The sequence below is a fragment of the Streptomyces panacea genome (genome assembly GCF_040560175.1).
GTDB classification, from domain to species: domain Bacteria; phylum Actinomycetota; class Actinomycetes; order Streptomycetales; family Streptomycetaceae; genus Streptomyces; species Streptomyces panacea.
Map to the genome: position 1 here is coordinate 1 of NZ_JARJHW010000186.1, position 14,254 is coordinate 14,254.

The window sequence follows — 14,254 nt, forward strand, 5'->3', positions numbered from 1 at the left end:
TGACGCCCCCGCACCCGTCGTCTTCCTACCTTCCTCCCGCCACACCCCGTGGCCACGACGAGGGAGACGCGAAATGCGCCGCTACAGAAGGACCTTGGCCGCCTCCGCGCTGATGGTCACCCTGATGTCCGGCACCGCCGGGTGGGCCGCCGGGAGTGGGCAGCGGGCGGTCGACGGGCCGCCGCCCGGCAGCGCCCAGTGGCGGCACGACGGGTCGCTCGGACGGGCGCTGCCCAACCCGGAGACCGCGACCCCTGCCCAAGTCGCCGCCTTCTTCGGCACGTTGAGCGCCACGCAGCGGCGGAGCCTCGCCGAACGCCACCCCGGCGTCGTGGGCAACCTCGACGGCGTCCCCGTCCAACTCCGCTACCAAGCCAACCAGCGAGCCGTCGCCGAGAACCCCCGCTACGCCCGCCTCGCCGTACCGGGCCGGCAGATCATCGCCTTCGACCCGAGGGGTCGCGGCACCGTCGCGGAGGTCTACGGAGATCTGCTGACGGCCCGTCATGTGTCCGTGGTGGTACCGGGTTCGGACATCGACGCGGGGACGTACGACCGGCCGAAGGACCCGTACGGCACCCCCGCCGGGATGGCCGCGTCGCTGCGGACCGCGACCGAGGGCCGTACCGCCGTGGTGGCGTGGGCCGGATACACGACGCCCGTCGGTGTGGGGCTGGACGCCGCGACCGGGGAGCTGGCCGAGGCGGGGGCAGCGCGGCTGGCCCGCTTCACCGGGGGTCTGGCCGCCGTCGGCGCCGAGGCGCCGGCGCTGTTCTGCCACAGTTACGGCTCCGTCGTCTGCGGGCTCGCCGCGAAGAAGGTGGTGGCGAGCGACATCGTGGTCCTCGGCTCCCCCGGCATGCGCGCGCGCAACGCGGACGCGCTGCGCACGGACGCCCGGGTGTGGGCCGCGAAGGACCCGTCCGACTGGATCTCCAAGGTGCCGAACGTCGAGTTCCTGGGCCTTGGCCACGGCGCGGACCCGGCGGCGAAGGACTTCGGGGCGCGCCGGGTCCCCGCGCGGACCGCGCGGGGGCATACCGGCTACTTCGCCCCCGGCACGGACTCGCTGCGCGCCTTCGCCGCCATCGCCACGGGTGGTGACGTGCGATGAGGCTCGTCGAGAGGATCGAGGCGCGGACGCCCGCGTCCCGTGACCGCGCGATCGACGGTCTGCGCGCGCTGGCCCTGCTCGCGGTGCCGACGGGGCACTGGCTGCTGGGCGGATTCACCCTGGACGACGGGGCGTTGCGCAACGCGAGCCCGCTGGGCACGTTCGGGTTCTTCGCGCCGGTGAGCTGGGTGCTCCAGATGCTGGGCGTCTTCTTCCTGGTCGGGGGTTACGCGTCGGTGCTCTCGTACCGGCGGAGGAAGGGGTCCACGGCGGCGTGGCTCCGGCAGCGCGTCACGCGGCTGGGGCGCCCGGTGCTGGGGGTGACGGCGGTGTGGGCGGTGCTGATTCCGGTGCTGTACGCGGCCGGGGTGCCGGGGACGACGTTGCGTACGGGTTCGACGCTGGTGGTGCAGCCGCTGTGGTTCGTGGGGGTGTACGTCGTGGTGACGGCGTTGACGCCGTACTGCGTGCGGGCGGCGCGGCGCCTCGGCGCGTGGGCGGCGGCGCCGTTGCTGGGGGTGGTGGCGGTCGTGGACGTGCTGCGCTACGGCCCGGCGGGCGAGGCGATGCCGGGGTGGCTGAGCGTGGTGAACATCCTGCCGGGCTGGCTGTTCGCGTATCAGCTCGGTGTGTCGTGGGGCGAGGGCAGGATCGGCCGACGGGGCGCGCGGGTGCTGCTGGTCGGCGGCGGGGTGCTGTTCGCCGTACTGCTGGTGGTCTTCCACTACCCGGCGTCGATGGTCGGGGTGCCCGGTGAGGCGCGGACCAATTCGCATCCGCCGTCGCTGCTGGTACTGGCGCTGGCGGCCGTGCAGAGCGGCGCGGCGATCCTGCTGCGGGACCGGATCGCGCGGGTGCTGCGCAGGCCGGTGCTGTGGGCGCCGGTCGTGGTGATCAATCTGTCGGCGATGACGATCCTGTGCTGGCACCAGACGGCGATGCTGGCGGCGGCGGTGCCGGGGTCGTTCGCGGGTGCGGTGCCGGGGCTGACGACGGCGCCCGACTCGTATCACTGGATTGTCGGCCGGGTGCTGTGGATGCCGCTGTTCGCGGTGCTGCTGGTGGTGATCGCCCGGTACGCGCGGGTCTTCGAGGCGCCGTGGCAGTCGGGCACGCGGGCGGCGCGAACCCGCCGGGCAGCGGCGGGGCTGCTCGCGGCGGGCTTCGCGGTGTACGCGCTGGCGTCGTGAGGTGGCGCGGGGTGCTATTCGCGGGCGGCGGCCGTCGCGGACATGTCCGGGTAGCGGTCGCCGGCGACCTGTCCGGCGATCGGCTCCAGGAGCGCCAGTTCCCCGGGGGTGAGGGTGATGCGGGTGGCGGCGGCGTTCTCCAGCAGGCGCGAGCGCTTGCGGGTGCCGGGGATCGGTACGACGGTCAGGCCGTGCGCCTGGGACCGCTGCCGCACCCAGGCCAGTGCGATCTGGCCGAGGGTCGCGCCGTGTGCGGCGGCGACGGTGCGGACGGGCTGGAGGAGCGCGGCGTTCCTGCCCGCGTTCTCACCGTTGAAGCGGGGCTGGGTGAGCCGGATGTCGGCGCCGCCCAGTTCCTGGTCGGCCCGGGTGAAGGAGCCGGTCAGGAAGCCGCGTCCGAGGGGGGAGTACGGCACGAGGGCGACGCCCAGTTCGGCGGCGGCGGCCACGGCGCTCGTCTCGACGTCGCGGGAGAACAGCGACCACTCGGACTGGAGCGCGGTGATGGGGTGCACGGCGTGCGCCTCGCGCAGTTCCGCGCCGGTGACCTCGCTCAGGCCGAGGTGTTTGACCTTGCCCTCGGCGACGAGTTCGGCCATCGCGCCGACGGACTCGGCGAAGGGCACGCCGGGGTTGTGGCGGTGCATGTAGTAGAGGTCGATGACGTCGACGCCCAGGCGCCGCAGGGAGCCCTCGACGGCCTGCTTGATGTACGCGGGGTCGTTGCGTACGCCCCGGTACGCCGGGTCGTCGCTGCGCTCGATGCCGAATTTGGTGGCGAGGGTGATCGCGTCGCGGTGTGCGGCGACGAACGGCGCGAGGAACGTCTCGTTGGCGCCGCGCCCGTACGCGTCGGCGGTGTCGATGAGGGTGACCCCGGCTTCGACGGTCGCTTCGAGGGTGTCGCGGGCGGCCGTCTCGTCCGTGTCGCCGTAGAACTCGCTGATGCCCATGGCGCCGAAGCCCTGGACGCCGACCGTGGGTCCGGTGGCGCCGAGCGTCACCGTGGCGATCTTCTCCGTGGTGCTCATCATGAGGCCCTTTCCGACGTACGGCGCGCACCGGCGTAGTAGTCGATCTTGAAGTCGAGTACGGCGAGGGTGTCCTGGAGTTCGGTGATCCGGGTGCGTACGTCGCGCCTGGTCCGCTCCAGCAGTTCCTGCCGCCGTTCGAAGGTGTGCTCGCCCTCCCGGACCAGCTCGGCGTAGCGGACCATGTCGGCGACCGGCATGCCGGTGAGGCGCAGTTTGCCGACGAAGGTGAGCCAGTCGAGATCCTGGTTGGTGAAGCGCCGCTGTCCGGTGTGCGACCGGTCGACGTGCGGCATGAGTCCGATGCGCTCGTACCAGCGCAGGGTGTGCGCGGTGAGGCCGGTGAAGGTGACCACTTCGCTGATCGTGTAGCGGTCGTCCCCGGCGGCGCGGGGATGTGTCGGCGGGGCCGACACACAGATGTCCTCGGTCGCCGTCCGGACGGGGCTGCTCTCGATCAGCGTCATACCTTCAACGTAGAACGTTGGAGTGCACTCGAAGCAAGCGAAACGAGGGACGATTTTCGCTCGGGTCGTCCCGGGGTGAGGGGCCGGGCCGGGTCCGTCTACGCTCGTGGCCATGCAGAGCCTGGCGATGATCGAGAACTGGCCGGCGGCGACGGCCGCCGCAGCCGTCGTACGGGCGGACGGCACGGTGACGGGGTCGCACGGCCCGACGGCGCACCGTTTCCCGCTGGCGTCCGTGACCAAGCCGCTCGCCGCGTACGCGGTGCTCGTGGCGTACGAGGAGGGGGCGGTCGAGCTGGACGAACCGGCCGGGCCCGAGGGCTCGACGGTCCGCCATCTCCTCTCGCACACCAGTGGTCTGGCCTACGACGAGGACCGGGTGACGGCCCCGCCCGGCACCCGGCGGCTGTACTCGAACGCGGGCTTCGAGGCGCTCGGGGAGCACCTCGCGAAGGCTACGGATATCCCGTTCCCGGAGTATCTGCGCCAGGCGGTCCTCGAACCGCTGGGCATGGCGTCGACCACCCTGGACGGCTCGCCCGCCAGGGACGGTGTCTCGACGGTGGACGACCTCGTCCGCTTCGCGGCGGAACTTCAGGCGCCCCGGCTGCTCGACCCCCGTACGATGCGCGACGCCATGACGGTGGTCCATCCGGGGCTGTCGGGGATCCTCCCGGGCTACGGGCAGCAGAAGCCCAACGACTGGGGCCTGGGCTTCGAGATCCGCGACTCCAAGTCGCCGCACTGGACGGGGAGTTCGTCGTCACCGCGTACGTTCGGCCACTTCGGGCAGTCGGGGACGTTCCTCTGGGTCGACCCGGACGCGGGCGCGGCGTGCGTGGCGCTGACCGACCGGGACTTCGGCCCGTGGGCGGTCGAGGCGTGGCCGCCGTTCACGGACGCGGTACTGGCGGAGCTGCGGACGGCGTCCTAGGTCGGGTCCCCCGGACCGGGGCCCAGCTCCCAGATCAGGGTCTCCGACGGGGCCTCCGCGGTCAGTTCGAGGCCGTCGGAGTCCGTGATGCGCGCCGAGTCGCCGGGGCCCAGTTCCACACCCGCCAGGACCACCAGGCCCCGCACCACGTGCAGATACGCGTACGCGGCGTCGGGGATCGCGGCCCGCTCCCCCTCCTGGAGCCGGCGCACGTGCAGCATCGCGCCCGCCTCGGGGAGGGCGTACGGCGTGGAGTCGGCGATGCCGTGCACGATCTCGTAGCGGGGGTCACCGCCGGGCGTGAGCGGCGCCAGCCATGTCTGGACGAAGACCAGCGGCTCCGGCCCGTCGTTGCGCTCCACATGCCGTACGCCGCCGCCCGCGCCGAGCCGCTGGACGTCGCCGGGCCGTACCAGCGTGGCGTTCCCGGCGGAGTCGCGGTGGGTGAGTTCGCCCTCGACGACCCAGGTGACGATCTCGGTGTGGCTGTGCGGGTGTTCGTCGAAGCCGGCGCCGGGCGCGAGCCGTTCCTCGTTGCAGGCGATCACCGCGCCGAACCGGAGGTTGTCGGGTTCGTAGAACTGCCCGAAGGACAAGGCGTGGAAGGACTCGATCCCGGCGGACAGGTCACCACCGGGATAGCGGTCGTCGGCGTACCGAACGGAAATCACGGTACCCACGGTAGACCCGGCCCGGCGGGTGGCCGTCCCGATAAGGCAGTCTTGTCCCGTGCCTGAACCCGCGAACGAAGCCCACCCGCATCCCGCGACCCTGCGCCGACTGGAGAAGTCCGCCGGCCGGCTGGCCGCGAACGCGATCGCCCGCATGGACGAGAAGCTGCCGTGGTACCGCGCGATGCCGCCGGAGAACCGTTCCTGGATCGGTCTGGTGGCCCAGGCCGGGATCGCGGCCTTCACCGAGTGGTTCCGTCACCCCGAGGCCCCGCAGGCCATCTCCACCGATGTGTTCGGCACGGCTCCGCGGGAGTTGACGCGGGCCATCACGCTGCGCCAGACCGTCGAGATGGTGCGCACCACCATCGAGGTCATGGAGTCGGCGATCGAGGAGGTCGCGGCGCCCGGTGACGTGTCGGTGCTGCGCGAGGCGCTGCTCGTGTACGCGCGGGAGATCGCCTTCGCGACGGCCCAGGTGTACGCGCAGGCCGCCGAGGCCCGCGGCGCCTGGGACGCGCGGCTGGAGTCGCTGGTGGTGAACGCGGTGCTCTCCGGCGAGGCCGACGAGGGCGCGGTGTCGCGCGCGTCCGCGCTGGGCTGGAACTCGCCCGAGCATGTGTGTGTGCTGCTGGGCACCGCGCCCGACGGGGACAGCGAGCTGACGGTGGAGGCGATCCGCCGGGCCGCGCGGCACGCCAAGCTCCAGGTCCTCACGGGGGTGCTCGGCAACCGGCTGGTCGTCATCGCGGGCGGCAGCGACAATCCGCTCCAGGTCGCGAAGGCGCTGATCGGACCGTACGCGGCGGGGCCGGTGGTGGCGGGCCCGGTGGTGCCGGACCTGTTGGCGGCCACGCGGTCGGCGCGGGCGGCGGCGGCCGGGCTGAAGGCGTGTTCGGCGTGGCAGGACGCGCCGCGTCCCGTACTCTCCGACGATCTGCTGCCGGAGCGCGCGATCGCGTCGGATCCGGCCGCGCGTGAGCAATTGGTGGAGGAGATCTACAGACCGCTTGAAGAAGCGGGCTCGGCGCTGCTGGAAACTCTGAGTGTGTATCTGGAGCAGGCGAGCAGTCTCGAAGGCGCCGCGCGGATGCTGTTCGTGCACCCCAACACCGTGCGCTACCGGCTTCGACGTGTGACCGACGTCACCGGATGGTCACCGTCGGATGTCCGTTCCGCATTCACTCTGCGGATCGCTTTGATCTTGGGGAGGCTGGCCGACGGGGAATCGCCTTCGTAGCCTTTTGTGGGACTTCAACAATTCCCCCGACGGTTCTTCGTCCTTGTCCCCACGGGCGGCGGAGGCCGTCCGCACGAGAGAGTGTGAGGGTGCTCGTACTCGTCGCTCCCGGCCAAGGCGCTCAGACGCCCGGCTTCCTGACTCCCTGGCTCGACCTTCCCGGTGCCGAAGACCGGCTGCGGGCGTGGTCGGCCGCCATCGACCTCGATCTGGTCCACTACGGCACACGGGCCGACGCGGACGAGATCCGTGACACCGCGGTGGCCCAGCCGCTGCTCGTCGCCGCGGGGCTGCTCTCCGCCGACGCGCTGCGCGGGCTGCTGGGTGACACCGGGGTGGGCGCGGTCGCGGGGCACAGCGTCGGCGAGATCACCGCCGCCGTGTACGCGGGTGTGCTGAGCGAGGAGGCCGCGCTGGGCTTCGTCCGTACACGCGGTCTGGCCATGGCCGAGGCCGCGCGCCTCACCCCGACCGGCATGGCCGCGCTGCTCGGCGGCGACCCCGAGGTGACCCTGCCGCACCTGGAGAAGCTCGGTCTGACCCCGGCGAACGTGAACGGCGCCGGCCAGATCGTGGCCGCGGGCACACTGGAACAGATCGCCGCGCTGACGGAGGACAAGCCCGAGGGCGTACGCCGCGTGGTGCCGCTCAAGGTCGCGGGGGCCTTCCACACCGAGCACATGGCTCCGGCGGTGGCGACGCTGGCGGACGCGGCCGGAAAGCTCGACGTGTCCGACCCGTCGCTGCCGTACGTCTCCAACAAGGACGGGCAGACTGTGGCCACGGGGGCCGAGGTCGTCGCACGCCTGGTGGGCCAGGTCGCCAACCCGGTCCGCTGGGACCTGTGCATGGAGACGTTCACGGAGCAGGGTGTGACGGCGCTGATCGAACTGTGCCCCGGTGGCACACTGACCGGCATCGCCAAGCGTGCCCTGCCCGGTGTGCGGACCCTGGCGCTCAAGACCCCCGCCGACCTCGACGCGGCTCGCGAGATCGTCGCAGAGCACGCTTCCTAAGGAGCCCGAGAGAGCATGGCGAAGATCAGGCCCAGCCAGGGCTCGCCGTACGCCCGCATCATGGGTGTCGGCGGCTACCGTCCGACGCGCGTGGTGCCCAACGAGGTGATCCTGGAGACGATCGACTCGTCCGACGAGTGGATCCGCTCGCGCTCCGGTATCGCGACCCGTCACTGGGCCTCCGACGAGGAGACCGTGGCGATGATGTCGATCGAGGCGTCCGGCAAGGCCATCGCCGACGCCGGGATCACGCCGGAGCAGATCGGCGGCGTGATCGTGTCGACCGTCTCGCACTTCAAGCAGACGCCGGCCATCGCGACGGAGATCGCCGACCGGATCGGCGCGGGCAGGCCCGCCGCGTTCGACATCTCGGCGGGCTGCGCCGGCTTCGGTTACGGGCTGACGCTCGCCAAGGGCATGGTCGTCGAGGGCTCGGCGGAGTACGTCCTGGTCATCGGTGTGGAACGGCTGTCGGACCTCACCGACCTCGAGGACCGCGCCACGGCCTTCCTGTTCGGCGACGGAGCGGGCGCGGTCGTCGTCGGCCCGTCGCAGGAGCCGCTGATCGGCCCGACGGTCTGGGGCTCGGAGGGCGACAAGTCCAACACGATCATGCAGACCGTGCCGTGGGACGACTACCGTGACAAGAAGGTCGAGAAGTTCCCCGCCCTCACGCAGGAGGGCCAGGCGGTGTTCCGCTGGGCCGTTTTCGAGATGGCGAAGATCGCCCAACAGGCTCTCGACGCGGCCGGGATCACCTCGGCGGACCTGGACGTCTTCATTCCGCACCAGGCCAATATGCGGATCATCGACTCGATGGTGAAGACTCTGAAGCTGCCCGAGCACGTCACGGTCGCCCGTGACGTGGAGACCACCGGAAACACCTCGGCCGCCTCGATCCCGCTCGCGATGGAGCGGCTTCTGGCGACCGGTCAGGCGAAGAGCGGCGACACCGCGCTCGTCATCGGCTTCGGGGCGGGTCTCGTGTACGCCGCTACGGTCGTTACCCTCCCCTAGGCACACCGGAGCTTTCCGGACCGTGCTCGTACAAATCCCTCTGCTCACGCGGAATATCGAAGGAGCGCCCACATGGCCGCCACTCAGGAAGAGATCGTCACCGGTCTCGCGGAGATCGTGAACGAGATCGCCGGCATCCCGGTCGAGGACGTCCAGCTGGACAAGTCCTTCACCGACGACCTGGACGTCGACTCGCTGTCCATGGTCGAGGTCGTCGTCGCCGCCGAGGAGCGCTTCGACGTGAAGATCCCGGACGACGACGTCAAGAACCTGAAGACCGTCGGCGACGCCGCCGACTACATCGCGAAGCACCAGGCCTGATCCAGGTCGCGCGGCTGACGCCACCCGGTGGTGGCGCCGTATAAATTCCGCACCCTCTACACGTGGAGAAAGAATTCCAGTGAGCCCGACCAATCGCACCGTGGTCGTCACCGGTATCGGCGCAACCACACCGCTGGGTGGCGACAGCGCATCGACCTGGGAGGGGCTGCTCGCCGGCCGCTCGGGCGTCAAGCCCCTCGACGGTGAGCGGTTCGCCGAACTGCCCGTCCGGATCGCCGCGCTCGCCGCGGTCGATCCGGCCGACGTGCTGCCCCGTCCGCTCGCCCGCAAACTGGACCGCTCGGCGCAGTTCGCGCTGATCGCGGCCCGTGAGGCGTGGGCCGACGCGGGCTTCAAGGCCAAGGCCGGGGAGGACGAGACGGTCGCCCCCGAGCGTCTCGGCACGGTCATCGCCTCCGGCATCGGCGGCGTGATCACCCTCCTCGACCAGTACGACGTGCTGAAGGAGAAGGGCTCACGCCGCGTCTCCCCGCACACCGTGCCCATGCTGATGCCCAACGGACCGTCCGCGAACGTCGGCCTGGAGGTGAACGCCCAGGCGGGCGTGCACACCCCGGTGTCCGCGTGCGCGTCGGGCGCCGAGGCGATCGGCTACGCCGTGGAGATGATCCGCACCGGCCGCGCCGACGTCGTGGTGGCGGGCGGCACCGAGGCGGCGATCCACCCGCTGCCGGTCGCCGCGTTCGCCAACATGATGGCGATGTCGAAGAACAACGACGAACCCACGAAGGCTTCCCGCCCGTACGACAAGGCCCGTGACGGCTTCGTCCTCGGCGAGGGCGCGGGCGTCGTGATCCTGGAGTCCGCCGAGCACGCGGAGGCGCGCGGCGCGCGCGTCTACTGCGAGGTGCTGGGCCAGGGTCTGTCCGCCGACAGCCACCACATCGCGCAGCCGGAGCCCACCGGCCGCGGCGTCGCCGCGGCGATGCGGAACCTGCTCGACAACACCGGCATGAAGCCGTCGGAGGTCGTGCACCTGAACGCGCACGCCACCTCGACGCCGCAGGGCGACATCGCGGAGATCAAGGCGCTGCGCCGGGTCCTGGGCGAAGATCTCGACCATGTCGCGGTCTCCGGTACGAAGTCGATGACCGGCCATCTGCTGGGCGGCGCCGGCGGCATCGAGACGGTGGCGACGGTGCTCGCGCTGTACCACCGGCTGGCTCCGCCGACGATCAACCTCGAAAACCTGGACGAGGAGGTCGACGCGGACGTCGTGGTCGGCGAGCCGCGGGTGCTGCCCGAGGGCACGATCTCGGCGATCAACAACTCGTTCGGCTTCGGCGGCCACAACGTGGTGCTGGCGTTCCGCTCGGTCTGATCCACCCGTACGCGTACGCGCCGGAGGCCCGGCTCCCGTCCTGGACGGGGGCCGGGCCTCCGGCGTTTCGGCGTAGGGCGTTCTCGGCGTTTCGGCGCTCGCGGCGTTTCGGCGTTTCGGCGTTTCGGCGTTCGCGGGGTCAGTCGTCGAAGCTCGCGAAGTACGTCGCCGCCATGTCCTTGGCGCCGTGGCCCTGGGCCTCCGCGCGGGCGAAGCGGTTCGCGCCCGCCTCCGCGACGTCCAGCCGCACGCCTTCCGCCTCGCCCGCCGCGACGATGAGGCGGGCGTCCTTGGCGGCCGTGGTGAGGGCGAAGCTCGGTGTGTAGTCGCCGTCGAGGATCGCCGACGACTTGACGCGGAGGTAGCCGCAGTCGAGCCCGCCGCCCGCGACGGCGTCCAGGAAGCTCCGCGGGTCGACGCCGAGTCCGTCCGCCAGGGCCAGCGCCTCGGCCGTTCCGTGGGTGAGGGTCAGGACCCAGCTGTTGCAGACGAGTTTGAGCCGGGTCGCCGCCCCGGACGCGCCTTCGTCGCCCACCCAGAGTGTGCGGTCGCCCACGGCCTCCAGAACGGACGTGAGGGCGCCCCGTGCCTCCTCCGGGCCCGCGGCGATGACGGTGAGCTTCCCCTGCTCGGCGGGGCCCCTGGTGCCCAGCACGGGCGAGTCGTAGAAGACCAGTCCGTGCGTGGCGGCCAGTGCGGCGAGCGGGGTGAGCCCGTCCAGGCCCGCCGTCGTCGTCTGGAGCCAGAGCGTGCCGGGCCGCAGCCCCGGGGCCGCGGCCGTCATGGCCGCCAGGACGGCGGCGCCGTCGTAGAGCATCGTGACGACGACGTCCGCGCCGCGCACGGCGTCCGCCGGACTGTCCGCGATGCGCGCCCCGTCGGCCGCCAGCGGCTCCGCCTTCGCGCGGGTACGGTTCCAGACCCGGACCGCGTGCCCGGTCCGGCAGAGATTGCGGGCCATCGCCGTGCCCATGATGCCCGCGCCGAGAACAGCTACTTCGAGTTGATCAGCCATGCGCCCACGGTAGGACGCGGCCGTGCCGACCGGCTGTCCGGCTGTCCGGCTCAGACGACCTGGTGCAGCCAGCGCACCGGGGCGCCCTCGCCCGCGTACCGGAACGGCTCCAGCTCGTCGTCCCACGGCTTGCCGAGCAGCTTCGCGACCTCGGCCTCCAGCTGTGTCTCGCCGCTCAGCGACCTGGCGAGGGCGGCGCGCAGCCGGTCCTCGGGGACCAGGATGTCGCCGTGCATGCCGGTGACGGCGTGGAAGATGCCCAGCTCGGGCGTGGCGCTGTAGCGCTCGCCCTCGGCCGTGGGGCTGGGTTCGGCGGTCACCTCGAAGCGCAGCATCTGCCAGCCGCGCAGCGCGGAGGCGAGCTTGGACGCGATGCCGGCCTCGCCCCGCCAGGAGAATTCGGACCGCCAGGTGCCGGGCGAGGCGGGCTGCCTGATCCAGTCGAGCTGGACGCGCACGCCGAGGACGCCCGCCACCGCCCATTCGACGTGGGGGCACATCGCGCGCGGCGCGGAGTGCACGTACAGAACACCACGTGTGGTCACCGGGACCTCCAGTGTGGGACGAGGTTCGCCTTCCCAGCGGCCTCGGTGAACAGCATCGAGAGTGAAACCCCGCAAAACGGACAGCATGTGACGGGATGTAACTTACCGGAGTCGGAAGGTGTTGTTGACTCTGGTTCGACGCCTGAAAGCTACCTTGCGCGGGGGGCACGGGGGTGCCGTACTGTCGGTCCGAGAGGCGATATGCGCGAAGCTTTCACTCGCCAGGACGCCGCCGTACGCATGACGACGCCCACCCGGAGGGTTCCCACCATGCCTCAGAGCCCCCAGGGACGTGGTGAGCGACGCCTCGGCGGGCGCCGCGACCGCCGCCGGGCACCGTACGGGACAGCCGCGGCCTCCTGTGCCGGGCTGCTGGTCGCCGTCGTCGCGTTGACGGGGTGCGGCTCGTCGGACGGCGCCGATCCGGACTGGACGAAGGCGAAAACCAGCCAGTCGCCCCCGCCGAAGCCGATCTGGGACCGCAGTCCCACCTCCCTCGCCGCCGTCGGGGACTCCATCACGCGCGGTTTCGACGCCTGCGGGATACTCAGCGACTGCCCCGAGGCGTCCTGGGCGACCGGCACGGACAACGGGGTGCGCAGCCTCGCGATGCGGCTGCTCGGCGAGCCGGGCGTCGCGGACCGCAGCTGGAACTACGCGCGCTCGGGCGCCGCCGTGGGCGAGCTGCCCGCGCAGATGGGGAAGGTGGCCGGCCACAAGCCGGATCTGGTCACGGTCATGATGGGCGCCAACGACGCCTGCAAGGACGAGGCGAACCTGATGACGCCGGTGGACGAGTTCCGGACGTCGTTCGAGGAGTCGATGCGCCGGCTGCGGGCGGGCGCCCCCAAGACTCAGGTGTACGTGGCGAGCGTGCCCGATCTGAAGCGGCTCTGGTCCGAGGGCAAGGACAATCCGCTGGGCCGGCAGATCTGGAAGCTGGGGATCTGCTCCTCGATGCTCGGCGACTCGCAGGACATGGGCGCCGAGGCCACGGAGCGGCGCTCCACGGTGCAGGCGCGGGTGGTGGCGTACAACAAGGTGCTCAAGGACGTGTGCGCGAAGGATCTGCGCTGCCGTTACGACGGCGGGGCCGTCTTCGACTTCCGGTTCACGGGCGACCAGTTGAGCACCTGGGACTGGTTCCACCCGAGCAAGAACGGCCAGGGCAAGTTGGCCGACATCGCCTACCGCAACGTCGTCGCGGCCGAGCCCCCGGCGTAGGGTCGGCGACCGTGAACGAGTCGACCGTGAACGAGATGACCGTGCCCGTGTCCGGGGGCGTGCCCGAGCGCGTCGGTTCGGCGCCCGACGGCACACCCGTCCACCGCTGGGTCCTGGAGCGGGCCGGTGTGCGGGTGAGGGTGCTCGACTACGGGGGGATCCTCCAGTCCGTCGAGATACCGGACCGCGACGGCGCGCTCGCCAACGTGGTGCTGGGCTTCGACGACGTCGCGGGCTACATCGACTGTCCTTCGCCGTACTTCGGCGCGCTGATCGGCCGGTACGCGAACCGCATCGGGGGCGGGACGTTCACGCTCGACGGGCGGACGTACCGGCTGCCGCGCAACAACGGGTCCAACTGTCTGCACGGCGGTGAGCGCGGCTTCGACAAGCGCGTGTGGGACGCGAAGCCCGTGGCGGACGGGCACGGCGTGCGGCTGTCGCTGGTGAGCCCGGACGGCGAGGAGGGGTTCCCGGGCCGGCTGGAGGTCTCGGCGACGTACACGCTGGACGCGGCGGGATCGCTGCGGATCGACTACCGGGCGGTGACGGACGCGCCGACGGTGGTGAATCTGACGAATCACTCGTACTGGAATCTGGGCGGCGCGGGCAGTGGCCGCGCCGGTGGGCACCTGCTGCGGATCGCGGCCGGTCACCTCACGCCGCTGGACGGCGACTCGGTGCCGACGGGCGCGCCCGCGCCGGTCGGCGGGACGCGTTTCGACTTCCGTGAGCCGCGCGAGGTGGGGTCGGGGTACGACCACAACTTCGTGCTGGATCACGGGGGTTCGGTGGGTTCGGTGGACGCGGTCGCGGCGCAGCTGTACGACCCGGTGTCGGGGCGGCTGTTGACGGTGGCGACGACCGAACCGGGGATACAGCTGTACACCGGTGACCACTTCGACGCGGGGCCGTTCGGGCCCTGCGAGGGCATCGCGCTGGAGACCCAGCACTTCCCGGATTCGCCGAACCGGCCGGACTTCCCGAGCACGGTGCTTCGGCCGGGCGAGAAGTTCACCTCGGCGACGACGTACGGATTCTCGACAGCCGAATGACGGCGTGGGCCGGGGGCGGCCACCGGACGGCCCGGCGACCGGCCCCGTACCCGCACTTAGGTCGTGTCTTCG

15 protein-coding genes are annotated in these 14,254 nt (G+C 71.6%); 10 read left to right on the forward strand and 5 right to left on the reverse strand.

All coding sequences use genetic code 11. From position 1 onward, the window contains the following. Window positions 1–73 precede the first annotated feature (73 nt). Window positions 74–1,114 carry an alpha/beta hydrolase gene (locus P3L51_RS30035; RefSeq protein ID WP_354608474.1) on the forward strand — a complete coding sequence of 347 codons (1,041 nt, stop codon included), beginning with the start codon at window positions 74–76 and terminating at the stop codon, window positions 1,112–1,114. Continuing rightward, window positions 1,111–2,304, forward strand: a complete 1,194-nt coding sequence (locus P3L51_RS30040) for an acyltransferase family protein (RefSeq protein WP_354608475.1) — start codon at window positions 1,111–1,113, stop codon at window positions 2,302–2,304. The genes P3L51_RS30035 and P3L51_RS30040 overlap by 4 nt, the downstream gene beginning before the upstream one ends. Before the next feature lie 14 nt (window positions 2,305–2,318). Here P3L51_RS30040 and P3L51_RS30045 read toward each other — a convergent pair whose 3' ends face one another. Next, entirely contained in the window at window positions 2,319–3,335 is a 1,017-nt protein-coding gene (locus tag P3L51_RS30045; protein ID WP_354608486.1) for an aldo/keto reductase, read from the reverse strand. Next, a complete protein-coding gene (locus P3L51_RS30050) occupies window positions 3,335–3,802 on the reverse strand; it encodes a MerR family transcriptional regulator (RefSeq protein ID WP_354608476.1) in 468 nt (155 codons plus the stop codon). Before P3L51_RS30050 ends, P3L51_RS30045 begins: the two co-directional genes overlap by 1 nt. A 112-nt stretch (window positions 3,803–3,914) precedes the next feature. Here P3L51_RS30050 and P3L51_RS30055 point away from each other — a divergent pair, with 112 nt between their 5' ends. Next, window positions 3,915–4,736 (forward strand): serine hydrolase domain-containing protein, encoded by an 822-nt coding sequence (locus tag P3L51_RS30055; RefSeq protein ID WP_354608477.1) that lies wholly within the window; start codon window positions 3,915–3,917, stop codon window positions 4,734–4,736. Here P3L51_RS30055 and P3L51_RS30060 read toward each other — a convergent pair. After that, entirely contained in the window at window positions 4,733–5,407 is a 675-nt protein-coding gene (locus P3L51_RS30060) for a pirin family protein (protein ID WP_354608478.1), read from the reverse strand. The genes P3L51_RS30055 and P3L51_RS30060 overlap by 4 nt on opposite strands. Before the next feature lie 58 nt (window positions 5,408–5,465). Here P3L51_RS30060 and P3L51_RS30065 point away from each other — a divergent pair, with 58 nt between their 5' ends. The 5 genes from P3L51_RS30065 to fabF all read left to right on the forward strand — a co-directional run bounded on the left by P3L51_RS30065 (window position 5,466) and on the right by fabF (window position 10,343). Continuing rightward, window positions 5,466–6,647, forward strand: coding sequence for a PucR family transcriptional regulator (locus P3L51_RS30065; protein ID WP_354608479.1), 1,182 nt, complete (start codon window positions 5,466–5,468; stop codon window positions 6,645–6,647). Window positions 6,648–6,736: 89 nt separating this feature from the next. Continuing rightward, the gene (locus P3L51_RS30070) at window positions 6,737–7,663 is read left to right on the forward strand and encodes an ACP S-malonyltransferase (RefSeq protein WP_354608480.1); all 927 of its coding nucleotides are present in this window, start codon (window positions 6,737–6,739) and stop codon (window positions 7,661–7,663) included. A 15-nt stretch (window positions 7,664–7,678) separates the two neighbouring features. Next, window positions 7,679–8,680: a ketoacyl-ACP synthase III gene (locus P3L51_RS30075; protein ID WP_354608481.1), complete on the forward strand. Its 1,002-nt coding sequence runs from the start codon at window positions 7,679–7,681 to the stop codon at window positions 8,678–8,680. A 72-nt stretch (window positions 8,681–8,752) separates the two neighbouring features. Next, window positions 8,753–9,001 (forward strand): acyl carrier protein, encoded by a 249-nt coding sequence (locus P3L51_RS30080; RefSeq protein ID WP_078077492.1) that lies wholly within the window; start codon window positions 8,753–8,755, stop codon window positions 8,999–9,001. 79 nt (window positions 9,002–9,080) lie between these two features. After that, complete coding sequence (gene fabF / locus P3L51_RS30085) at window positions 9,081–10,343, forward strand: beta-ketoacyl-ACP synthase II (protein ID WP_354608482.1); 1,263 nt, start codon at window positions 9,081–9,083, stop codon at window positions 10,341–10,343. Between the two features lie 139 nt (window positions 10,344–10,482). Here fabF and P3L51_RS30090 read toward each other — a convergent pair whose 3' ends face one another. Next, window positions 10,483–11,358 carry an NAD(P)-dependent oxidoreductase gene (locus P3L51_RS30090; protein ID WP_354608483.1) on the reverse strand — a complete coding sequence of 292 codons (876 nt, stop codon included), beginning with the start codon at window positions 11,356–11,358 and terminating at the stop codon, window positions 10,483–10,485. Between the two features lie 50 nt (window positions 11,359–11,408). Next, window positions 11,409–11,903: a DUF3145 domain-containing protein gene (locus P3L51_RS30095; protein ID WP_354608484.1), complete on the reverse strand. Its 495-nt coding sequence runs from the start codon at window positions 11,901–11,903 to the stop codon at window positions 11,409–11,411. A gap of 270 nt (window positions 11,904–12,173) precedes the next feature. Here P3L51_RS30095 and P3L51_RS30100 point away from each other — a divergent pair, with 270 nt between their 5' ends. Next, window positions 12,174–13,127 (forward strand): SGNH/GDSL hydrolase family protein, encoded by a 954-nt coding sequence (locus P3L51_RS30100; protein ID WP_354608485.1) that lies wholly within the window; start codon window positions 12,174–12,176, stop codon window positions 13,125–13,127. A gap of 35 nt (window positions 13,128–13,162) precedes the next feature. After that, window positions 13,163–14,182, forward strand: a complete 1,020-nt coding sequence (locus tag P3L51_RS30105; protein WP_435594559.1) for an aldose epimerase family protein — start codon at window positions 13,163–13,165, stop codon at window positions 14,180–14,182. The last annotated feature ends 72 nt before the right edge of the window (window positions 14,183–14,254 follow it).